This is a genomic window from Rariglobus hedericola (assembly GCF_007559335.1).
In the GTDB taxonomy this organism is placed as follows: domain Bacteria; phylum Verrucomicrobiota; class Verrucomicrobiia; order Opitutales; family Opitutaceae; genus Rariglobus; species Rariglobus hedericola.
Genome location: NZ_VMBG01000001.1, coordinates 1,176,755 through 1,199,234, shown reverse-complemented (window position 1 = coordinate 1,199,234; position 22,480 = coordinate 1,176,755). Strand labels below are relative to the sequence as shown.

The 22,480-nt window shown below is 58.6% G+C and carries 20 protein-coding genes; 13 read left to right on the top strand and 7 right to left on the bottom strand.

From position 1 onward, the window contains the following. Positions 1 to 63: 63 nt before the first annotated feature. From murJ to FPL22_RS05265, 5 genes are all read left to right on the top strand, one after another. A complete protein-coding gene (gene murJ / locus FPL22_RS05285) occupies positions 64 to 1,653 on the top strand; it encodes a murein biosynthesis integral membrane protein MurJ (RefSeq protein ID WP_144229062.1) in 1,590 nt (529 codons plus the stop codon). An 11-nt stretch (positions 1,654 to 1,664) separates the two neighbouring features. Next, entirely contained in the window at positions 1,665 to 2,648 is a 984-nt protein-coding gene (locus FPL22_RS05280) for a bile acid:sodium symporter family protein (protein WP_144229061.1), read from the top strand. Positions 2,649 to 2,678: 30 nt separating this feature from the next. Further along, on the top strand, positions 2,679 to 3,293 hold the full coding sequence (locus FPL22_RS05275) for a TetR/AcrR family transcriptional regulator (RefSeq protein WP_144229060.1): 615 nt from the start codon (positions 2,679 to 2,681) through the stop codon (positions 3,291 to 3,293). Between the two features lie 76 nt (positions 3,294 to 3,369). Continuing rightward, the gene (locus FPL22_RS05270; RefSeq protein ID WP_144229059.1) at positions 3,370 to 4,437 is read left to right on the top strand and encodes an alkene reductase; all 1,068 of its coding nucleotides are present in this window, start codon (positions 3,370 to 3,372) and stop codon (positions 4,435 to 4,437) included. 80 nt (positions 4,438 to 4,517) lie between these two features. Then, positions 4,518 to 5,168, top strand: coding sequence for an NAD(P)H-dependent oxidoreductase (locus FPL22_RS05265; RefSeq protein ID WP_144229058.1), 651 nt, complete (start codon positions 4,518 to 4,520; stop codon positions 5,166 to 5,168). Between the two features lie 11 nt (positions 5,169 to 5,179). Here FPL22_RS05265 and FPL22_RS05260 read toward each other — a convergent pair whose 3' ends face one another. Next, entirely contained in the window at positions 5,180 to 5,746 is a 567-nt protein-coding gene (locus tag FPL22_RS05260; RefSeq protein ID WP_144229057.1) for a pseudouridine synthase, read from the bottom strand. Between the two features lie 100 nt (positions 5,747 to 5,846). On the opposite strand from FPL22_RS05260, the gene FPL22_RS05255 reads away from it, so the two are divergent. The 5 genes from FPL22_RS05255 (at position 5,847) to FPL22_RS05235 (ending at position 11,602) form a co-directional block, all read left to right on the top strand. Then, the gene (locus FPL22_RS05255) at positions 5,847 to 6,842 is read left to right on the top strand and encodes a zinc-binding dehydrogenase (protein ID WP_144229056.1); all 996 of its coding nucleotides are present in this window, start codon (positions 5,847 to 5,849) and stop codon (positions 6,840 to 6,842) included. A 126-nt stretch (positions 6,843 to 6,968) separates the two neighbouring features. Continuing rightward, on the top strand, positions 6,969 to 7,916 hold the full coding sequence (locus FPL22_RS05250; RefSeq protein WP_144229055.1) for a carbohydrate ABC transporter permease: 948 nt from the start codon (positions 6,969 to 6,971) through the stop codon (positions 7,914 to 7,916). A 1-nt stretch (position 7,917) separates the two neighbouring features. Then, positions 7,918 to 8,907, top strand: coding sequence for a carbohydrate ABC transporter permease (locus FPL22_RS05245; RefSeq protein WP_144229054.1), 990 nt, complete (start codon positions 7,918 to 7,920; stop codon positions 8,905 to 8,907). Between the two features lie 60 nt (positions 8,908 to 8,967). Then, the gene (locus FPL22_RS05240) at positions 8,968 to 10,098 is read left to right on the top strand and encodes an ABC transporter ATP-binding protein (protein ID WP_144229053.1); all 1,131 of its coding nucleotides are present in this window, start codon (positions 8,968 to 8,970) and stop codon (positions 10,096 to 10,098) included. Positions 10,099 to 10,243: 145 nt separating this feature from the next. Then, the gene (locus FPL22_RS05235) at positions 10,244 to 11,602 is read left to right on the top strand and encodes a UDP-glucose 6-dehydrogenase (protein ID WP_144229052.1); all 1,359 of its coding nucleotides are present in this window, start codon (positions 10,244 to 10,246) and stop codon (positions 11,600 to 11,602) included. 43 nt (positions 11,603 to 11,645) lie between these two features. On the opposite strand, the gene FPL22_RS05230 is transcribed toward FPL22_RS05235, so the two are convergent. From FPL22_RS05230 to FPL22_RS05210, 5 genes are all read right to left on the bottom strand, one after another. Continuing rightward, on the bottom strand, positions 11,646 to 12,989 hold the full coding sequence (locus FPL22_RS05230) for a PEP-CTERM sorting domain-containing protein (RefSeq protein WP_144229051.1): 1,344 nt from the start codon (positions 12,987 to 12,989) through the stop codon (positions 11,646 to 11,648). Between the two features lie 175 nt (positions 12,990 to 13,164). Then, positions 13,165 to 14,418 (bottom strand): DUF1501 domain-containing protein, encoded by a 1,254-nt coding sequence (locus tag FPL22_RS05225; RefSeq protein WP_144229050.1) that lies wholly within the window; start codon positions 14,416 to 14,418, stop codon positions 13,165 to 13,167. A 14-nt stretch (positions 14,419 to 14,432) separates the two neighbouring features. Continuing rightward, positions 14,433 to 15,926 (bottom strand): DUF1800 domain-containing protein, encoded by a 1,494-nt coding sequence (locus FPL22_RS05220; protein WP_144229049.1) that lies wholly within the window; start codon positions 15,924 to 15,926, stop codon positions 14,433 to 14,435. A 119-nt stretch (positions 15,927 to 16,045) separates the two neighbouring features. Next, complete coding sequence (alr, locus tag FPL22_RS05215) at positions 16,046 to 17,194, bottom strand: alanine racemase (RefSeq protein ID WP_144229048.1); 1,149 nt, start codon at positions 17,192 to 17,194, stop codon at positions 16,046 to 16,048. Between the two features lie 8 nt (positions 17,195 to 17,202). Then, positions 17,203 to 17,859 carry a peptidase M22 gene (locus FPL22_RS05210; protein WP_144229047.1) on the bottom strand — a complete coding sequence of 219 codons (657 nt, stop codon included), beginning with the start codon at positions 17,857 to 17,859 and terminating at the stop codon, positions 17,203 to 17,205. Between the two features lie 126 nt (positions 17,860 to 17,985). Here FPL22_RS05210 and tig point away from each other — a divergent pair, with 126 nt between their 5' ends. The 3 genes from tig (at position 17,986) to clpX (ending at position 21,365) form a co-directional block, all read left to right on the top strand. Then, the gene (gene tig / locus FPL22_RS05205; protein ID WP_144229046.1) at positions 17,986 to 19,308 is read left to right on the top strand and encodes a trigger factor; all 1,323 of its coding nucleotides are present in this window, start codon (positions 17,986 to 17,988) and stop codon (positions 19,306 to 19,308) included. A gap of 28 nt (positions 19,309 to 19,336) precedes the next feature. Beyond that, positions 19,337 to 19,966, top strand: a complete 630-nt coding sequence (locus FPL22_RS05200; RefSeq protein ID WP_144229045.1) for an ATP-dependent Clp protease proteolytic subunit — start codon at positions 19,337 to 19,339, stop codon at positions 19,964 to 19,966. Between the two features lie 97 nt (positions 19,967 to 20,063). After that, entirely contained in the window at positions 20,064 to 21,365 is a 1,302-nt protein-coding gene (clpX, locus tag FPL22_RS05195) for an ATP-dependent Clp protease ATP-binding subunit ClpX (protein WP_144229044.1), read from the top strand. Positions 21,366 to 21,401: 36 nt separating this feature from the next. On the opposite strand, the gene FPL22_RS05190 is transcribed toward clpX, so the two are convergent. Beyond that, entirely contained in the window at positions 21,402 to 22,469 is a 1,068-nt protein-coding gene (locus FPL22_RS05190) for a M20/M25/M40 family metallo-hydrolase (RefSeq protein WP_144229043.1), read from the bottom strand. Between the last annotated feature and the right edge of the window lie 11 nt (positions 22,470 to 22,480).

Sequence of the window (22,480 nt, the reverse complement as noted above, 5' to 3'; positions counted from 1 at the left end):
GTCAATGCCGCTTCCGGGTAAAGAACTTGCTAACCCGCAAGGCCGCTTCAAAAAACGGCGCGCGTGTCCAAGAACCTCAAACACATCGGCATCGTGGCGTCGGCGACTCTGGTGTCGCGCGTGCTCGGTCTGGGCCGGGACATGCTGACGACGGCGGTGTTCGGTGCGGGTGCGTTGAATTCGGCGTTTGTGACGGCGTTTACGCTCCCGAATTTGTTTCGACGTCTGCTGGGCGAAGGCGCGCTGACGGCGGCGTTGGTGCCGACGTTGCACGACGAGATGCAGAAAAAGCAGCGCGAAGGTGCGTTTGCGTTGGTGAGCCAGGTGGCGAGCTGGCTGCTGATTATTACGGTGAGTGTCGTGGTGGTGGCGATGATTGCGCTGAGCCAGGCGGGCCATCTGGCCAAGGCGGCGGTGGACTGGGGCGTGTCGGAGGGAACGACTCAACGCTGGCTGCAAGGCGCGGATCTCGCCGTAGTGCTTTTCCCTTACATGATTTTTGTGTGTCTGGCCGCGGCGTTCAGCGCGGCGTTGCAGACGTTGAATCGCTTTTTGGAACCGGCGCTTTCGCCGATCTGGCTGAACCTGTCGATGATCTCGCTGCTGGCGGGCGCGGCCTATCTGGGTTGGGCGGATGATCTGAACGGGGCGATGCGCTGGTTGTGCGCAGGCGTGTTGATCGGCGGATTTTTGCAGATGGTGGTGCCGGCGGTGGCGTTGATGCGTGAAGGTTGGCGTCCGCGGTTTGATTTGGGGGCCAGCGATCCGCTGCGCGGCATCGTGCGCTTGATGGTGCCCACGCTGTTCGGCTCGGCGATCTACCTCGTGAACATGGCGGTGTCGCGCATGGTGGGGCTTTCGCTCAACGACGCGGCGGCGTCGGTGTTGAACCTGGCAACGCGCTTGATGGAACTGCCGATCGGGGTGTTTGCCATCGCGGTGTCGACGGTGGTGTTTCCGTTGATTTCGAAATATGCGGCGCAGGGCGATTACGTGAATCTGGCTGCCGCTTATCGGAAAGGCATGCGGTTTATCCTGCTGATCAATACACCGGCGGCGGTCGGGCTGGCGGTGCTGGCGCCGGCGATCATCCGGCTGCTGTTTCAACGCGGGGCGTTCACGGCGGATGATACGAAGTTGATGGTGCCAATCATGGCCGTGTTTGCGCTGGGACTGCCGTTTTTCTCATTCGTGAATCTGGTGCTGCGCGCGTTCTATGCGCAGAAGGACACGACGACTCCGGTGCGGGCGGCGTGTATCAGTTTTGTGGTTAATCTCGGACTGAGCTTCGCGTTGATGGGACCGCTGTCCACGGTGGGCTTGGCCATCGCGAGCAATGTAGCGGTCGTGGTGCAAGCCTGGTATTTGCAGGTGCATCTGGCGCGCAAACAGCAGTCACTGGCGTTTCATCATCTCGCCAAGGATGCGGCGAAGGTGTTGCTGGCGAGTTTGCTGATGGGCGCGGTGGTGGCGGCAGGCTGGTGGGTGCGCAGCCGGTTTGCGTCACCGGCCTTGTTCATCGATGCGGTCGCCTTGGCGGTGCTGATCGTCCTGGGCGCGAGTGTTTATGCAGGACTGGTCTGGGTATTCAGAGTGGAAGGACGCGATGAGGTGTCGGCTCTGTTGCAAAGACGGATAAAGGGCTCCAAATAGCGCGCATTCTCATGCGTTTGAAATTCGATTGGTTTCTGGTGGGCATGGCGGTGGCGGTGGCGCTGGCCTGGGTTTTCCCGGCGGCGGGCGCGCCCGGTGGCTGGTTGCATCCGGAGTTGGTCAACAAGCTCGGCGTCGCGGTGATCTTTTTCCTCAACGGTGTTTCGTTGTCGTTTGTGGCGATGAAAGCCGGGGCGAGCCGTTGGCCGGTGCACATAGTCGTGCAGTCGACCACCTACGTGATTTTTCCGCTGGTGGGCATGCTGATGATGCTGGTGCCGTCGCAGTGGATGGCTCCGGAGCTGGCGATCGGCTTCTTTTATTTATGCGTCGTGCCCTCGACGGTTTCATCCTCGGTGGTGATGACGGCGGCGGCGCGGGGCAACGTGCCGGTCGCAGTGTTCAATGCGACGCTCTCGAGTGTGATTGGTATTTTCGTGACACCGCTGTTGATCGGCTGGTGGCTGCACACGGATGGCGCGGGTATCCCGCTGGGCAAGGTGATCCTTGATCTGTTACTGTGGCTCTTGCTGCCGTTGGCGCTCGGGCAGGCGTGCCGCCCGTGGCTGAAAGAGTGGGCGGTGAAAAACAAGAAGCTGATCAACAAGATCGATCGCAGCACGATCCTGTTCATTATTTATACGTCGTTTTGCGATTCGATCGTGCGCGGCGTGTGGTCGGGAAAAAGCGAGGCGGTCATCACGGCGGTATTGGGTTCGGTGGTGTTGTTCTATGTGGTTTTTTACGCGGTGAGCGCGATTTCCAAGACGGCGGGATTCAATGCGCCGGACCGGATCGCCGCGATTTTTTGCGGTTCGAAGAAGTCGATCGCGGCGGGCGTGCCGATGGCGCAGTTGATTTTTGCCGGTGATCCGCGGTTGGGGCTCATTCTCCTGCCGCTGATGATCTATCACCCGTTGCAACTGGTGATTTGCGGGGTTCTGGCGGGGCGCTGGGAGCGACGGACAGGTGACGATTTACGAGAGACGGCTTGATCTTAAGCGGACGGTGCGCAAGTTGCGCCCATGGGTAGAACCAGTGATGCCAGCGAACGTCTGATGACCGCCGCCCTCGACCTGATGTGGGAAGAGAGCTATGGCGCGGTCACGATCGACGACATCTGCCAGCGCGCGAAGGTCAAAAAAGGCAGCTTTTACTACTTCTACGAATCTAAGTCCGATCTCGCCGTGGCTGCGTTGGAGCTGAATTCCAACAACCAACGCGCTCTTTGGGACGAACATTTTTCGCCGGCGGTTCATCCGCTGGATCGCATTCGTGCGCGCTGCGCCTACAGCTATCAGAAGCAGGTCGATATCAAGGTGCGCACGGGCAAGGTTCTGGGTTGTCCGCTCTGTTCGGTAGGCTCCGAGATTTGCAACCAGGACGAACGTATTCGCGAAAAAATACAGGAAATCCTGGCGCGAAACGCGAAGTATTGGGAGACGGCTATCCGCGATGCGCAGGAACTCGGACTGATCGGCGCGGGCGACCCTGCGGCCAAGGCGCGTTGTGCGCTGGCGTATTACGCCGGCATGATCACGCAGGCCCGCATTCATAATGATGCGGAGATGCTCCGCGATCTGGGCGAACAGGTGCTGGCGCATTTACACGCCAAGTGCCCCGAGGCGCAGGTGGCCTGAGCCGGAGAACAAAATTCCTGCGAAAAATCGTCGCAGGCCACTTGTTACGCGGAGGCGGCCAATTAGCATGGGATGCATGTCCCAGCTTCACACACCTTTGCGCGCGGGCGCGTTCAACCTTCGCAATCGTATCGTCATGGCTCCGCTCACGCGCTGCCGTGCAGGCGCCGGCCGCGTGCCGACCCTGCTCATGGCGGAGTATTACCGCCAGCGGGCGTCCGCGGGTTTGATTATTTCCGAGGCTACGGCGGTCGACCCGATGGGCGTGGGTTATCCGGACACTCCGGGAATCTGGTCCCAAGAACAGGTCGAAGGTTGGAAGACGGTCACGAAGGCCGTGCACGAAGCGGGCGGATTGATCGTCTTGCAGCTCTGGCATGTCGGACGCATTTCGCATCCGGTTTATCTGAACGGTGCGCAGCCGGTCGCTCCGAGCGCGATTGCCGCAGCGGGCCATGTGAGCCTGTTGCGCCCCTATCAGGATTTCCCCGTGCCGCGTGCGCTGACGCTGGCGGAAATTGACGGTGTGATTGAGGCTTATCGCCGTGGTGCGCAAAACGCGAAGGATGCCGGTTTCGATGGCGTAGAAATTCATGGGGCCAACGGTTATTTGCTCGATCAGTTTTTACAGGACGGAACGAATACACGCACGGACAACTACGGCGGTTCGATCGAGAATCGTGCGCGGTTGATGCTGGCCGCGGTGGATGCCGCGGTTTCGGTGTGGGGCGCGGATCGTGTGGGTCTGCATCTCGCTCCGCGCAGTGACAGCCACGATATGAAGGATTCGAACCCGGCGGAGACGTTCGGTTATGTTGCCCGTGAAGCCGGGCGGCGGGGACTTGCTTTCTTGTGCGCACGCGAAGGTGAGGCGGAGCCCCGACTCGGACCGGCGTTGAAGAAGGCGTTTGGCGGGGTGTTTATTGCCAATCAGGGGTTCACCGCCGAAAGCGCGGAAGCGGAGATTGCCGCCGGCAATGCTGATGCGGTGGCGTGGGGAAAGCTCTTCATTGCCAATCCTGATTTACCGGAGCGGTTTAGCACCGGGGCTGCACTGAACGCGCCGGATAGCGGCACGTTTTATAGTAATGGCGAGGCGGGAGATCGCAGCCGTGGTTATACCGATTATCCCGCGTTGGCGTAACGGTCTTGGGCTCGCCATTTGCGCAGATTGATACTGATTCCCTCATCAGCCGATGGCGGCGTTAATTCCTTTTATATACCATGACTACCATTCCGACCGGCCAGTTGCTCGATGCTTTGAAATGGCGCTACGCCACCAAGAAGTTTGATGCGCAAAAAAAGATACCTGCTGAAACCTGGACCGCGCTCGAGGAATCACTCGTGTTGTCGCCGTCGTCCTTTGGCGCTCAACCGTGGAAGTTTATCGTCGTCGATAATGCCGAGCTTCGCGCGAAATTGGTTTCCTGTTCGTGGGGACAAACGCAGGTCGCGGAGGCCTCGCATCTAGTGATTTTTGTTTTCAAGACGAACCTCGATGAGGCGCATATCGACCGTTACATGGAGCGCACTGCCGAGGTGCGCGGAATCACAACGGAAGCGATGGCACCTTTCAAAAAGGTGATCATGGGCAGTCTCGATGGCGCACGCGCCAAGGGGTTTCTGGATACATGGCAATCGCGTCAGGTTTACATCGCGCTGGGACAGTTCATGGCGTCGGCCGCTTTGTTGGGGATCGATACCTGCCCGATGGAAGGCATCGAGCCAGCCAAGTATGACGAGCTGCTCGGACTGACGGGAACTGGCTACACGACGCTGTGTGCGTGTCCGGCGGGTTATCGCGCTGCGGATGATAAATACGCGGCGCTGCCCAAGGTGCGTTTCCCGATCGCGGATGTGATCACGCACATCTGAACGGCGCGTAGTTAACCAAAGACTGCGGTGCGTTCGGCCGGGGTGAGCTCACGCCATGCCCCGGCTTTTAACTGGCCCAATTCAAGTGTGCCGATCCGCGCGCGCACCAAGCGGAGGGTGGGATGGCCCACGGCAGCAGTCATACGGCGCACCTGGCGGTTTTTGCCCTCGATCAATTCAATCGCGATCCAGGAGTCGGGGACGGTTTTACGAAAGCGAACCGGTGGATCGCGAGGCGGGATGGCCGGTGCGGGATCGAGCCGGCGGGCTTGCGCGGGCAGGGTGAGGTGGTCGCCGATTTTTACGCCACCGGCGAGTTGAGCGAGAGCGGTGTCGGAGGGCACTCCTTCAACGTGCACCCAGTATTCGCGGCGGTGGGCGTTTTTGGGATCAAGCAAGCGGGAGTTTAATCCGGGTTCGTCGGAGAGCAGGAGCAGACCCTCGGAATCGGCGTCGAGACGGCCGAGCGCATAGACGTTTTTAGGGAGCTTGAAGTCGGCCAGCGTGCGCCAGGCCGAGCCGGGCTCGGGCGTGAACTGGGAAAGCACGCCGTAAGGTTTGTTGAATGCGAGGAGCACGGGAAGGGCGGTAGCTTATGGGCAGGAAGCGAACGGGCAGAAGTCAGGAATTTGATGTTTTTTTTGGCGTTGGAGCGATTTCGGGATAGGATGGGCAATCATGCGCGCCGTCCATCTCACCGCCATTAACGCCCTTTCTATTGTGGAGATTCCTGCTCCGGAACCGGTGGCGGGTGAAGCCCGGGTGCGGCTCAAAGCGGCCGCACTCAATCATCGCGATGTATGGATCAAACTTGGGCAATACGCCGGGCTGAAGTTTCCGGCGCAACCGGGTTCAGACGGCGCCGGCGTGGTGGAAAGCGTGGGCGCCGGAGTCGATCCCGTCTGGGTGGGCAGCGAGGTGATTATAAATCCGTCATTTGGCTGGGGGGCGCAGGAGCGCGCGCAAAGCCCCGATTTCACCATCCTCGGATTGCCGCGCGACGGCACGCTGGCCGAGGTCATTTCGGTGCCGGTGACTCAGCTCGCCGTAAAACCGTCGCATCTATCATGGACCGAGGCGGCGGCGTTACCTTTGGCAGGACTGACGGCGTATCGGGCGTTATTCAGTCGGGCGGCAGTCCGTCCCGGTGAGAAAGTGCTGATCAGCGGCGTGGGCGGCGGCGTGGCGTTGTTCGCTTTGCAATTTGCGGTCGCGCACGGCGCGCAGGTCTATGTGACCTCGGGCAGCGATGAAAAAATCGCCAAGGCCATTCAATTGGGTGCGGCGGGCGGATTTAATTATACGCACACGGGATGGGCCAAGACGGCGGTTCACGCGGGGCATGCGTTTGATGTGATCGTGGACAGCGCGGGTGGTGACGGGTTTGAGTCGCTGGTCGATCTGGCGGCGCCGGGCGGTCGCTTGGTGTTTTTTGGAGCGACGCGGGGTAATCCGCCGGTGCTACCGATGCGGAAGATTTTCTGGCGTCAGCTTTCGCTTTTGGGGACGACGATGGGCAGCCCGGGGGACTGGGAGGCAATGATGGTGTTGGTTGACCGCCACCGGATCGTGCCGGTGGTGAGCGACACGTTTCCGCTGACCGAGGCGGAAGCGGCTTTTGATCTGATGGAGAAGGGCGGTCAGTTCGGCAAAATCGTGATTACGTTCGCATAAGTCCAAAGGGGGCGGCGTTGGTTTTTGGTTTCCGCGTAAAAAAGGGTGGACGGCGGCGCGTGCATAGGTGTGTCTTAAAAATCTGCCGGTTTACCGGATGACTTTACCCTTTGTTAACCCGACCCAATGGCATTCCCCATTTCCCGACAGAAAGCTTTGCGCGAGTGGAAACTCTATTTCCTCATCGTGCCCTCGCTGCTGCTCGTCGTAACCTTTTCTTACTTCCCTGCGGCCAGTGCCATTTACCACAGTTTTTTTGATTGGGCCGGTGGCGAGACCAAGCAGTTGATCGGTTTGGACAACTTCAAGCGCGCGTTCGGAGACCAAGTGCTCTGGGGCTCGTTTAAGACGGTTTCTATCCTGATCGTTTTCAATCTCTTCAAGATGATCCCTTCGATCATCATGGCCGTGCTCATCCATCGCGTGAAAAGCGACCGGTGGCAGTATCTTTACCGTGTCATGCTCGTGGTGCCGATGATCGTGCCGAGCCTGGTGACGCTCTTCATCTGGAAATTCTTTTTCGATCCGAACATGGGTGTGTTGAATAACATCCTCGATTTTACCGGCATCAAGACCCTGCTCGTATCGCTCGACCAAGTGTTTGGTTGGGGGCTGTTTTTTGAAAACGCCCCGATTGGCTGGCTTTCGCAACCGGACTTGATCCTGCCTTCGCTCTTCATCTGGGGCTTCCCTTGGATCGGTGCGGTGGGCGTGCTCATCTACCTCGCCGGTTTGCAGTCGATCGGCCAGGAAATCTACGAAGCCGCCGAGCTGGATGGCGTCGGTCCTTTTAAGAAATTTATCTACATCGAACTGCCGCTGATTCTCACGCAGGTGCGTCTTTCCCTCGTGCTGCTGGTGATCGGCACGCTGCAGGGTTACGGCTTGCAGCTGTTGCTCCTTGGCGAGTCCGGCGGCGCGGGCGGCCGTGGCATGGTTCCCGGCTTGTGGATGTATAACAAAGCGTTCGTGGCCGGTGAATTCGGTTACGCGTGCGCGGTGGGCATGATCCTCTTCGTGTTCATTCTCCTGCTGACTTTCCTAAATAACAAATACGTGAGGGTGGACAAATAATATGAGCACCGCTCCCAAGGATTTCGTCGGTTCGCACAAGCAGAAGGACTGGCCCAAGCACCTTATCATTTGTGCATTTATCATCATCGAGCTGTTCCCGCTCTACATGATGTTTCAAGTGTCCTTTAAGGACAACGCCAGCTTCCTGCGCAACCCGTGGGCGCCGACTCCGCCCTTCAGTGTGGTCGAGACGCGACAGGCGGCCGACGGCACGGAGACTGTGAAAACACGCGTCGCCGACTGGAGTGAGGCCTTTTCGTCGGCCAAGCCGTCCGACCCTTCCGTCAAGACGGCGGAGAAGTCCTTCGATCTGTCCGTCTACAAAGTCAAAAACTGGAACTTCGGTCTGAAGCTGATCGGACCTTACATCGCCAACACTGTGTTCGTGGCGGTGACCGGAACGTTCTTCACGCTCACGCTGGCTATTTTTGGCGCGTATTTCTTTGCGCGTTACAAGATGCCGTTTTCCAACGTGCTTTGGTCGGCGTTTCTCGTGCTCATGCTGATGCCGGGCGTGGCCAACATCGTGCCGTTGTTCAGCCTGTTGAAGGAGCTGTCGTTGCTCAACACGCTCTGGGCGCTGGTCATCGTCGGCGTCGCCGGCGGCCAGGTGTTTAATATTTTTGTGCTACGCAACTTCATCGAGGACCTGCCCAAGGACCTGTTCGAAGCCGCTGAAATGGATGGGGCTTCCCACATCGATCAGATCCGCAACGTGGTCATCCCCATGTCCGGCTCGATCATCGGCACGCTTTCAATCCTGTGCTTCCTTGGGCAATGGAATGACTTCCTTCTCTCGCTGATCATTCTGCGCGACAAGGAGCTCTTCACCCTCGGCGTGGGACTGATCTACCTCGACGGCGAATACGTGAAGCAGTGGGGCCAGATGATGGCCGCCTACTTCATTGCTTCGATCCCCTTGATCGTCATCTTCCTATTCTGCATGCGTCTTTTCGTCCGCGGTCTTTCGGCCGGCGCCGTGAAAGGTTGATTTTTTGTTCGGCGCGCATCATTGAAATTACTCTTAGTTGCATAAAATTCCATAAACCTCATGGCCACTGTTCAAATCAAGGATCTCGTTAAAATCTACCCCGGCAGCGGAGGCCCGGACGTAAAAGTCGTTCACGGTATCAACCTCGAGATCAATGATCGTGAGTTCATGGTGCTCGTCGGTCCGTCGGGCTGCGGCAAATCCACGACCCTGCGCATGGTCGCCGGTTTGGAGGAGATTTCGGGCGGCACGATTTCGATCGATGGTCGCGTGGTGAACAACGTGCTCCCCAAGGATCGTGACATCGCGATGGTTTTCCAGAACTACGCGCTGTATCCGCACATGACGGTTTACGACAACATGGCGTTCGGCCTGAAGCTGCGTAAATTCCCCAAGGCCGAGATCGACCAGCGCGTGCGCGAGGCATCCGCCATGCTCGGCCTCGACCCGTATCTTGACCGTAAGCCCAAGGCGCTTTCCGGCGGTCAACGCCAGCGTGTCGCCGTCGGTCGCGCGATCGTGCGCAAGCCCAAGGTATTCCTCTTCGACGAACCGCTCTCCAATCTCGATGCCAAGATGCGCGTGACCACGCGCACCGAGATTTCCAAGCTCCATTCCCGGCTGGGTGCGACGATGATTTACGTCACACATGACCAGGTCGAGGCGATGACGATGGGCGATCGCATCTGCGTCATGAAGGACGGCTACATCATGCAGGTCGCCGCGCCGCTCGAACTTTACAATAGCCCCGAGAATTTGTTCGTCGCCGGCTTCATCGGCAGCCCGGCCATGAACTTCTTCAAGGGCACGATCAAACAGAACGACAATGCGCTTCAATTCGTTGAAACCAACGAGAAGGCCGCTCCCATCGTCATCACACTGGATGCCAAGCTCTCCGCCAAGGCGGCGGGTTATGTCGGCAAGCCGGTCGTCTTCGGCATTCGTCCGGAAGATGTGCAGGACACGCTGACCATCACCAACCCTGATGCCGGCCGCACCATCGAGGTGAAAGTGGAAGTTTCCGAACCGATGGGCTCGGAAACCTACCTCTATCTCACCACGGGCGCCTCGTCGTTCATTGCACGCGTCAATCCCACCGACCGCTTTGACACCGACCAGAAGATCAAGGTCACGCTCAAGCTGGAGAACGCCCACATGTTCGACGCCGCGACAGAGAAGGTTCTTAAATAAATCTTTCTTTGCTCGCAGCCTGATCGAGCCCGCCCGCTTCCTTTATGGGAGCGGGCTTTTTTGGGTCGTTTGAATTTAACGCACTTGGGCAAAATCCTCCTTGGATTTCTGAAAGGGCGCCGACACTTTAACCCCCACGTATTCTATGAAAATCTGCTGCATTGGTGCCGGTTATGTAGGTGGACCGACGATGGCGGTCATCGCGTTAAAAGCTCCGGATATCCAAGTGACCGTCGTGGATATGAATGCGGCGCGCATTGCCGCGTGGAATTCCGACACGCTGCCGATTTACGAGCCGGGTCTTGATGATGTGGTCAAAGAGGCGCGCGGACGGAATCTCTTTTTCTCGACCGATGTGAAGGCGACTATCGCGGCCGCCGACATCATTTTTGTGTCCGTCAACACGCCGACCAAAACCTATGGCGTCGGATCAGGCCGGGCCGCCGATCTGCGCTACATCGAGTCGGTTGCCCGCACGATCGCCGAGGTTTCTACGACGCCCAAGATCATCGTGGAGAAATCGACGATTCCGGTGAAGACGGCCGAAACGATTCAGCAGATTCTTGCGGCGAATACCTCGGGCGCAAAATTCCAAGTGCTGTCGAATCCCGAGTTCCTGGCCGAAGGCACGGCGGTGCCGGACTTGTTTAACCCGGACCGGGTGTTGATCGGTGGCGAACGCACGCCGGAAGGTGATGCTGCCGTCGAGACGCTGGTGAGCGTCTATGCCCGCTGGGTTCCGCGGGAGCGTATCATCACGACCAATCTCTGGTCATCCGAACTTTCGAAGCTGGTAGCCAATGCGTTTCTTGCGCAGCGCATTTCGTCGATCAATGCGATCTCTGCCCTGTGTGAAGCTACCGGCGCTGATGTGGACGAAGTCGCCAACGCCATTGGCAAGGATTCGCGCATCGGCCCCAAGTTTCTCAAAGCGTCGGTGGGCTTCGGCGGATCGTGTTTTCAGAAGGATATCCTGAACCTTGTTTATCTATGCGAGAGCTTCGGATTGCCCGAAGTGGCGGCTTATTGGAATCAAGTCGTCTCGATGAACGACTACCAAAAGCGCCGGTTCTCAGCGCGTATATTGAAGTCATTGTTCAACACGGTGGCGGATAAGCGCATCGCGGTATTCGGGTTCGCTTTCAAGAAAGACACCAACGATACGCGTGAATCCGCCGCCATTAATGTCGTGCGTGATTTGCTGGCGGAACACGCCAACGTCGTGGTTTACGACCCGAAGGTGCCGGCTGCGGAGATTATGTCCGATGTGCTGGGGAAGGGTGAGACGAACCCGCGGCTGACAGTCGCGACCAGTGCTTACGAAGCGGCGTTGGATGCACACGCCATCGCGATCGTGACGGAATGGGACGAGTTCAAGACTTTGGATTATACGAAGATTTTTGCAGACATGCACAAACCCGCATCGCTTTTCGACGGTCGTAACATCGTCGATTTGGCCAAGCTTCGGGCGATCGGTTTCCGGGCTCACGGCATCGGCCGTTGAATCGTCTCGATCGTCGGGGAATTAATCGAATTCCTCGACGATCTTACTGTTTCTCGCGCTGGCGGCGGCGTAGCACGACGAAGCCGATGCCAGCTCCGAGCATGATCAAACCGTAGGTGGCAGGCTCGGGAACAGGTGCGCCGGGAGTGACGTAACCACCGCTCCACGTGCCGCTGGCATAAACATGCCCGCTGCTATCGGCATATTGGACGTTCACAACCGGAGCTCCGGGATTGGAACCGGCGAACACGTCACCCGCGGAAGCATCCCAGTTCACGATGGTGATAGTGATACCGCTAGCGATACTGATGCCACCGTAGGTAACATTCAGCTGGGAGCCGCTGGAGCCGAAATCGATGACGGAGTCGCCCGTGATCACCAAGCTGGCAAATGTCTGGGTCGTGTCACCCAAGTAAAGCGTGCTGCCCGTGTTGAGCGTAACAGTCTGCCATTCGGGGACTTGGTTGTCGCCTGCAAAGATGACGGTGCCGCCGGAGTTGACCGTGAGGCTGTTGTTAATGGCGTCACCGCCGCCGGTCTGGTTGAGAACGAGTGTTCCGCTGTTCACCACGACTGCGCCGGTGCTCTTGCTGCCACTACCCGAAAGAGTGGTGGTGCCGGTGCCGTTAAGCGTCAGAGAACCGCTGTTGATCGAGCCGGAGAAATTGATGTTGCCACTGCTGCTAATCGAAATGCCGCTGGTGCCGCCAGAGACGGGCCCGGTGAAGCTGGCGTTGGCACTGCCGCTTACATTAATGCCGGAAGACGCCTGGACATTGGCAAAGGTGCTGGTGCCGGCGGAGGCATTGAGAGTGCCTACATTCATCTGGCCGTTGAACGTATTGGTGCCGGTGTTGGCGACATTAACGCTGGTTGCGGCGACCTGATTGGTGCTGCTGAATGTGCGGTTGCCTGAACCGGTAAGATTCAGAGTGGCGACATTGTTTACCTGGCCGGTGACCGTGATGGTCTTGGAGCCCGCGAGGGTAAGATCCTTGCTGTTGGCGTTGAAGTAGCCCGTGGACGTGATCGCACCGCTGGCGGCAGTCCAAGTCTGGTTGGCCGCGAGTGTGATCTGATTGTTGATCGTCTGGGTGCTGGTGCTGTTGTTGGTCACCCCGCCTGAGCCGATGGTCAGGGTTCCGCCGCCCAACGTGAATGCGCCGGCCGTGCTGTTAAAAGTGAGCGAACCAATGTCCCACCCGCCGCTGTTGGCGTCGTTTGAAAGGCGCGTGGTGCCGGCGAAGACAAAGTTATCTCCGCTGCTGCTGTGGCCGGGGGCAACGTTGGGATTCCAGTTATTGGCGGTTTCCCAATTGCTGTCTCCGCCGCCGCCATCCCAAGTAAATGTGGCCGCTTGAGCGCACGCCGCAGCCAGCGTCAGCATTAAGCTGGCGCAAAGGCGAAGAGGGCGGACGTTTTGGAAGAAGCAGCTCAAGGTGTTTTTCGAATTAGGTAATAAACCCTATTCGTAGCTTGGCGCAACCCCTTTGGGCATCTTAAAGATAATCAATTAGCTGCCCGTATTTGATGTATCCAGATTATGAATCCGTGTGGTCTGTTTAGATGAAAGGTAATGGCGCGTAGGTTTTGCCGAGGACTTGGTCGGTCGGGCACGAAAACCATTTATCAAGAACGGTCGCATAGACTTGCCGGAAGTCGGTGCTGAATTCCAAGTCCTTGTTTTTCTGCAACGCGAGGGAGGGCGGGGTGCCGTGAAGGGATCCCTTGATCTGGCTGCCCATTACAAAGAGCGGAGCGGCCGTGCCGTGATCGGTGCCGCGGCTTTCGTTTTCGTTGGGGCGGCGACCGAATTCCGAGAAGGTCATCGTGAGGACTTGGGAATCGAGTTTACGGGCGACGAGATCCTTTTGGAAAGCAGCGAGGCCCTCGGACAGCGTTTTGAGCAGATTGGCGTGGTTATTTGTCTGGTTGCTGTGGGTATCGAAACCACCGAGGGAGACAAAGTAAACGCGGGTGGACATGCCCGAGGAAATCAACGCGGCGACGTTCCGCAGGGATTGCGCGAAGTTGTTGCCGGGATAGGCGGATTCAGCGCGGTAGCTGCCGATGACCTTTTGCACGCGTTGTTCGGTGACGAGCGCATCCATCATGGTGGCGCGAAGGAACGAAGCGTTGGCGTTGGCCTGATGGTCGTCCTCTTTCACGAGCTTTTCCAGGAACGCGAGGTTCTCCTTGTTGTTACGATTGCCACCACCGCGCAGACCGAACGTGGAGTGCGGTTTGTCGGCTTGGAAGGATTGAGGAAGCTCGTTGGTGACATGGACGGCCACGGGATCGCCACCGGTTCCGGCGGTGCCGGGTGCGCCGCCGCAATCGTTGTCTAGGAAACGCCCGATCCAGCCCGTAGGCATGAACTGATTGCTCTCGCTGCCGGTCTCCCAGATTTCGCTGGAACGGAAGTGACTGTGATTGGGGTTTGGATAACCGACGTTTTGAATGATACCGGCGCTACCATCCTGCATGAGCCCGTGCAAGGCGGCCAGCGAAGGATGGAGGCCGAGCGTGTCGTCGAGACGGATGGCTTCCTGCTTTTTGATGCCGATGGTGGGGCGCAAGCGGTAGTATTCCGGATCTTCGTAAGGGATGACGGTGTTGAGGCCATCGTTGCCGCCGGCGAGCTGGACCAACACGAGGATGGAGCGGTCCTTTTCGGGGGACGGCGTGGCGGCGAGGGTGGATTGAACGAGGAAGGACGGGGCGAACTGGCTGAACGCGAGAAGGCCGATGCCTTTGCTGCCCCAAGTAAGGAATTCGCGGCGCGTGGTGGGAAGAGATTGGAAAGCGTTGTTCATGGCGCGAGACGGGTTCAGCAGAGTTGATATTCGGGGGACTGCAGGAGGGTGACGGCGGTGCTGCGAAGGCGGTTGAGGCGCTTGGCCTCCTCTTTTTCGCCGTCGAGAAATGAATGCACGTTGGTGCGGAAGGCATCGCTTACCTTTACCGGCAGGAAGTAATCGACGAAGCGCGAGGTGATCTGGTCGCTGTTCATGCTTTGAAGCATTTTTTCCAGACGCTCCTCGGTGACGGTGAACGTGCCGATGCCTTGAGAACGGGCGGCGACGAGCTCGACCTGTTCATCGGCGTTGAGGTTGTCTTCGTTGACGGGCGCGAAGAGCGTTTCCACGAGCTGACGACGGGCGTTGAGCGTGCCGGAATTAATCCAAAGGCGTCCGCCGACCCAGCCGCGAACATTGGGCGGGCGATACAGTTCTTCGCCCATGAGGCGGAGTGTGTTGAGCGAATGACGCGGGTAGGGCGCCACATTGATCATCAAGTCCTGAACGAGACCGAGATAGAATTGCGACGGACGTTTGATGTAGTTGCCGCGAAATGCCTCATCGAAAAAGAGCCGGCTTCCGAAAAAGCGCTGGGCCAGCTGGCGCAGGTCGTAACCGGTGGATTTCCACCATTCGCCCAAAGGCGTGAGATAAGCGTCGGAAAGCAGTTCTTCGCTCAGATAGAACTTGGCCATTTCATGGGGCACGAAGCGGCCGGCGGCCGGAAGGCCGTAGGCGAGATCGATGATGTCGTCGCCGGTGAATTTTCCCGTCTTTCCGAACACGGTTTTTTCACGGTCATCGTGCTGGTTGGCGGCAAAAACGAATTCATCGCCGCGCAGCCGGTAACCGGTGAAGGCGCGGGCGGCCTGCTTGATGTCGTCCTCGGTGTAGTTGCCCTCGCCGAGCACGAAGAGTTCAAACAGTTCGCGTGCAAAGTTTTCGTTGGGAGCGGCTTTCTTGCTGTCCTGCAAATCCAGGAAACGGATCATCGCGGGATCGCGTGAGATGGACTTGGTAAGAGTGGGAGCCGGTCCCAGACAGCCTTGGCGAATCGTGTCGTTGTGCTGATGGATGTAGGCGGGATTATTTACTTTTTCCTGACTGACGACGTAGATGTCGCTCAGGAAATACGTCCACTTTTCGGTCACGGCATTCTCGGGGCGTGATGCGAATTGGAGCCATTTGATGGAGAGATCCTGGACGGCTTGCTGCTGGCGTTCGCGTTGCTCGCGTTGCAGGACCTGGCGTTGCTCGCGGGTCTCGGCGTTGCGGATTTTTTCCGCGTAGGCGGGGGATGCCGCTTGAAGATTGGAAATAAGCCGCGGAGTGGGCAGCAGATTGGCTTTGGCGGGAAACAGGCGGTCGAGGCTCGCTTTCAAGCCATCGGACATAAGGCGCGCCACTTCAGCAGGCTGCGCGGCCCAACCGGCGCGTCGGAGCAGATGGCGCGCGGCGTCTTCGTTCCATTGGGAGGCCGGTAGCGGTTGCCAAGCATCTTGCGGTGAAAGATTTAGCTTCATGAGGGGTTTTGGGAAGCAAACTGAGTAAACGAGTATGCGTGTTCTAGTGCGCTACGGCAATAGGACGTTCCACCTATACGGAAGTTTCCCGCCAATGCGAAAAACCTGCGATCAGAGGATCAGAGCCCGAGTGAAGTCTTGTAGAGTCGGGGCACGCGCTTTGTCACCGAGCACAGCGTCTCCCAAGGAATGGTGTCGGCCCAGCGGCTGAATTCGGTGAGGTCGATTTGCGCACCTTGCTGATGGCCCACGAGAACGGCTTCATCGCCTGCGACGACTCCGGGCACATCGGTCACGTCGATGATGGTCTGGTCCATCGTCACGCGGCCGAGAATAGGGCAATGGTGTCCGCGCACGAGCACCTGTCCGCGGTTGCTCAGGGCGCGGGGCACGCCGTCGCCGTAGCCGGCGGTGAGAATCGCGACGGTGGTGTCGCGACTGAGCGTGTGCGTTCGGCCGTAGCTCACGGTGGAACCGGCGGGAAGTTGCTTCACGAGACCGACACGTGTCCGAAAACTGAATACAGGTTCGGCATGGACTTGGGAGAGCAGGGCGCCGTTGTGCGGGAGGATGCCGAACTGGAGCAGACCGATCCGCACGGCGTTGAACGGGCCGGCGACCTCGATGGTTTCGAGGCCGGCGCTGTTGTCGGCATGGATGAAGAGCGAGGAAAGGTTGATGCCCTCGCAGGCTTGTAGCGCGGCTAAGAAGCGTCGGCGTTGTTCGGCGGTGAAGACGGGATCGTCGTCGGGGCTGGAGAAATGCGTGAACACGCCGGCGAGACGCAGGTTCGTGGAGGCGATGATTTTTTGGTAGAGCGCGGGCGCGCGTTCATGCCAGACGCCGAGGCGGCCCATGCCGGTGTCGATTTTAAGGTGGACGTTGAGTTCGCGGCTGGCGGCGCGGGCGACGGCATCCAGGCGGTCCACTTCTTCGGCGGAGGAAATGGTCACGGCGACATCGTAGTCGAGCACGTGGCGGGCTTCGTCGGGGAGAAGTGCGCTTAACAACAGAATCGGCCAGCCGGGACCGAGTTCGCGCAGGGATGCGGCCTCGGCGAGGTTGGCCACGGCGAACAAATCCGCGCCGGCGTGCATGAGTCGAGCGGCGGTCTGGTGCAGGCCATGGCCGTAAGCATCGGCTTTGACGACCGCGACGTAGCGCATGTGCGCGGGCAGGGACGCGCGGATGAGGCGCAGGTTGCGTTCAAGCACCGCAAGGTCGATCTCGGCCCAGCAACGAAGTGGCAGACGTGAAGCAGTGGACATCGGTAAAATTAGCTGGTGCGCGGCGCTTGGTGAACTTGCGGAGACCACGTGACGTAAGTCGGATCCTCATGCATGAACGCATCGGGTTCAGAAGATGGTTGAAAAAGTTCAGCATCCATCAAAGTCATGAACAATAGATTCACCGCGTAGCGGGTGGTGGTCACGCCGGCAGGGAGTGGCGTCCAGTGACGGAAAAACTCCGGCATGATCAACTCGCCGCGCAGCTCGGCCGTGGGAACACGTTTGAGCGGTTCACCGATCCGCGCGACATGCCAGGTATCACGACGGGCGTCGGCGATGATGTGGCTTTCAGGTTGGTTCAGTGCACGGGCCACGAGGTCGAGGCTCTGGTAGCGGTAGCAGACAGAAGCGGGGGCAAGCACGCGCCAGCTCCGCAAAGCGACTGCGGCGGTCCGGATGCCCAGCACCGATCCCGGGCCTTCGCAAAACACGAAGGCTTTTATATCAGCGATGCGCAGATCGGCCTCTGAAAGAAGTGACTCCACGCAATCGAACAGCCCTGTGCTCGCTTCCGTATCGCTCGTTTTCCAGCGTGCGGCCCGTGATTCGCCATTTTCCCAGAGACCGATCTGCACGCGCGCTGATGTGGTGTCGATCAGGAGCAGGGTGGGGTGCTCGGCGAGCAATTGGCGTAGGCTGGGCATGGTTGATGGCATCAAGCTGGGCCGTCGCGCGGCTTTCAAGCGCGTAGAATCAGGCATTGACCGCACCTGAGCCGGACGCGTATTTTTGCCAATTCTGTCAATAAAACCCTCTGCTCTTTTTCTACTGTGAACATCGAAATCAAAGACGTCTCCGAAACCCGTAAAAGCCTCGTCGTCACCCTCGACCAAGCCGAAGTCGCCGCCGAACACCAAGCTGTGATCGGTGAGATTTCCAAGCAGGCTCGCCTCCCCGGTTTCCGCCCCGGAAAAGCTCCCGCCGCCATGATCATCAAGCGTTACGGCAAGGAGATCAGCGAAGAGTTCAAGCAGAAGGTTTTGGCCAAGGCCTACCGCGGCGGTCTTGAGCAGTCCAAGCTTGAGCCCCTCAACATCACCGACGTGCAGGAAGGCGAAATCGCCGCCGACAAATCCGCCACCGTCACCATTACGCTGGACGTGCGCCCCACCTTCACGCTGCCCGATTACGCGGGTCTCGCCACCGAGATCCAGTCCGTCGAAGTCACCGACGCCGAGGTCGAGAAGGCCATTGATGCCCTCCGTGCCGAGCGCGCCGACTTCAAGATCGCCGAGCGCCCCTCCGCCAAGGGCGACTACGTGAAGCTTTCCTACGAAGGTACCGTCGATGGCAAATCCATCCTCGAAATCGCTCCCGAGAAGCAGATCTACGCCAAAGTCCCTCAGACGTGGGAAGAAGTTGATGGCGAAAACGAAGGTCTCATCCCCGGTCTCGGCAAGCAGCTCGCCGGTTTCTCCAAGGGTGACAAGAAAGACGTCACCGTCACGTTCCCCACCGACTTTGCCGCCGTTCCGGCCCTCGCTGGCAAGACCGCGATTTACACCGTAGAAGTCCTTGAAATCCGCGAGCGCGTGCTCCCCGAGATGGACGAAGCCTTCTTCAAAGCCAACCAAGCCGACAACCTCGAAGGCCTTCAGACCAACGCCCGCAACAATCTCAAACAGCGCAAGGATTACGAAAACCGCCAGGCGCAGCGTCGTCAGGTTACCGAGGCCCTCAATGCCAAGGTCGAATTCGCCGTTCCCGAGAGCTTGGTCGAGTCCGAGACCCAGCAGGTTCTCCGCAACTTCATCGAGGAAAACATGCGTCGCGGCGTTCCCGCCGACCAGTTTGAAAAGGACAAGGCCGCCCTCCACGAGAGCGCCAGCAAGGCCGCTCGCACCCGTGTGAAGACGCAGCTCCTCCTCGCGAAAATCGCCGAGCAGGAAAAGCTCTCCGTCACCGAGCGCGACATAGACACCTTCATCTACCGTGAGTCCGTGATGAACAACCAGAAGCCCGAAAAGCTCGTCAAGGAACTGACCAAGGATCGCGAGAAGCTCCGCTCCATCCAGCAGTCGATCATTTTCGACAAGGCCCTTGATTTACTGGTCTCCAAGGCTACGGTGACGACCGCCTCAGCGAAGGCGTGATCAGTTCACTTAAACCAAGGAAAACTTCGTGAGTTATTACGTTCCCACCATCCTCGAGAGCACCGGCCGCGGTGAGCGTCAATGGGATGTCTTCAGCCGTCTCCTGAAGGATCGCATCATCTTCATCGGTTCGCCGATCGACGACATGGTCGCCAATTTGGTGATCGCGCAGATGTTGTTTCTTCAGATGGAAGACCCGAAGAAGGACATCCACTTCTACATCAACTCACCCGGCGGCGTCGTGACCGGTGGCATGGCCATCTATGACACGATGAACTTCCTGCAGTGCGACATCGTCACCTATTGCATCGGCCAGGCGGCCAGCATGGCGACGGTGCTCCTCGCCGCCGGCACCCCCGGCAAGCGTTTCGCCCTGCCGAATAGCCGTGTGATGATCCACCAGCCCAGCGGTGGCGCCGGCGGCCAGACGGCCGACATCATGATCGCCTCGAAGGAAATCCTCCGCTGGCGCCAGACGCTCAACGGCGTCATCGCCAAGCACACCGGCAAGACCCCCGAGCAGGTCGAGAAGGATTCGGATCGCGATTACTATCTGAGCGCGCACGAAGCCAAGGCCTACGGTCTCGTCGATCACGTCGTCGAGTCCACCAAGGAAGTGGCAAAAGTCGTTCCGAGCGCGATCCCCAGCGCGGCATAAGGTGCCTTGGATGTTTTTAACGAAGACGGTGACCTAACAGTCACCGTCTTTTTTCTGCACACTGGACAGAACGCACGACTGGGCGCACCTTCTTCTCATGGCCAAATCGTCACGTATGACCCTTTGCTCGTTTTGCGGTAAATCGCAGGCCGAGGTCAAAAAGATCATCGCCGGTCCCGGCGTGCATATCTGCGACGCCTGCGTGAACGTCTGCAAAACGATCATCGATCGCGAAGTGAAGCAGCCCGCCATTGATGCCAAGCCCGCGTTCCGTCTGGTGAAGCCCGCCGAAGTGAAGGCGGCACTCGATGATTTTGTGATCGGTCAGGATCACGCCAAAAAAGTTTTATCAGTTGCCGTCTATAATCACTACAAGCGCCTCATGTTCGGCGCGGGGCAGACTCCCTCTGACAACGGTGCGCTCGCACCCGAGTTCAACGAGGTCGAGATCGAGAAGAGTAACATTCTCCTCACCGGTCCGACCGGCTCCGGCAAGACACTGCTAGCCCGCACGCTCGCCAAGGTGCTCGACGTGCCTTTCGCCATTTCGGACGCGACGACTCTGACCGAGGCCGGCTACGTCGGCGAAGACGTCGAGAATGTGGTTCTCCGGCTTTTGCAGTCCGCGAACTTTGATGTGAAACGCGCCGAGTGCGGCATCATCTATATCGACGAAATCGACAAGATTGGCCGCAAGACCGAGAACGTTTCCATCACCCGCGATGTGTCTGGCGAAGGCGTTCAGCAGGCCTTGCTCAAGATTTTGGAAGGCACCGTATGCAACGTTCCTCCACAGGGAGGACGCAAGCACCCGAACCAGGAATACGTGCAGATCAACACGGCCAATATTCTCTTCATTTGCGGAGGCGCCTTTGTCGGACTCGAAGGCATTATCGAGAAACGTCTCGGTCAGCGTGGACTCGGTTTCGGCTCCATCACCGCGCAGCAAACGCAGTCAGCTACGATGAGCGCCGAAAGCATCATGAAGTCCATCGAACCGGGGGACCTTGTGCGTTACGGCATGATCCCCGAGTTCATTGGACGCCTGCCCGTCGTGTCGGTGCTGGAACCATTGCAGATCGCCGACCTGGAAAAAATTTTGCTACGCACGAAGAACGCGATGGTGAAGCAGTATTCGAAACTCTTCGCGATGGACGGCGTGCGGTTGAAATTCACGGGTGACGCCATCAAGGCCATTGCCGCAAAAGCCGTCGAGTTGAAGACGGGAGCGCGTGCGCTCAGGGCGATCATGGAAAACCTCATGCTCGAGGTTATGTATGACCTGCCTAGCCGTGACGACGTGGTCGAAGTGGTGATCGACGCCGGTGTGGTCGCTGGCAAGCACCGCCCTGTCATGCGCAAAGCCGCCAAAGGCGAAAAAGCGCAGGACGCGGCTTAAGTTGCGCGTCTTGGTGGCGCCTTAATCCGCAGGCGTTTACCAGTGCAGGTATTCGCCTTTTTCCAGATCGAGGGCGAACTCGACAAAGAGCTGCACGGTGCGCTCTACATCCTCGAGATCCACGATCTCGCTCGGGGTATGCATGTAGCGAAGCGGGATGCTTACAAGGCCGGTGGCGATGCCGCCGCGACCGACTTGGATTGCGCGTGCGTCCGTGCCGGTGGGGCGCGGATCGGCTTCGAGTTGGTAAGGGATTTTTAGTTTTTTAGCTGCCTTCACCAGTCTCTCGAAGACCTTGGGATTGATATTCGGACCGCGGCAGATGATCGGGCCGCCGCCCAGCTTGGTCTCGCCGTATTTGCGCTGATCGCAGTCGGGGTGATCGGTGGCGTGACCGACGTCGACCGCGAGCGCGATATGCGGATTGACCGCATACGCGGCGGTGATCGCGCCACGCGTGCCGATCTCTTCTTGTGCGGTGGCAACGGATACGAGTTTCGCCGCGAGTTTTTTCTTGGTCGCAGCGAGACGGATCAACGTTTCGCCGACGACGTAGGCGCCGACCTTGTTGTCGAACGCACGCGCGGTGCCGATGCTGCCGTGGATGAGTTCAAACTCGTGGTCGTAAGTGACCGTGTCGCCGATGGAGACGCGTTCCAGCGCCTCTTTTTTGGAGGAGGCACCAATATCGATCCAGATCTCGTGAATCTCGGGGACCTTCTTGCGGTCGCCTTCGTTCATGAGATGGATGGCGCGCTTGCCGGTAACGCCTTTGATAGGACCGTTGGAGGTTTGGATGACCACGCGACGACCGGAAATGACAGTGCGATCGTGGCCGCCGATGGTATCAAAATAAATGAAACCATCCTTGTTCACAAAGGTGATGATGAGGCCGAGCTCGTCCATGTGACCGGCCAGCATGAGCACGGGATCGCCCTTCGTGTTGAGCGTGGCTATGCGATTACCCATTGCATCCTTAGCATAAGAATCGGCCGAAGGTTTCACGTAGTGATCGAACACCTTCTGGGCTTCGAACTCAGCGCCGGACGGTGAGCGGGCGTGGAGGAGGTCAACGAGGAAGGCGGGCGCTTGGTATTTAGACATGGATAAAGAGA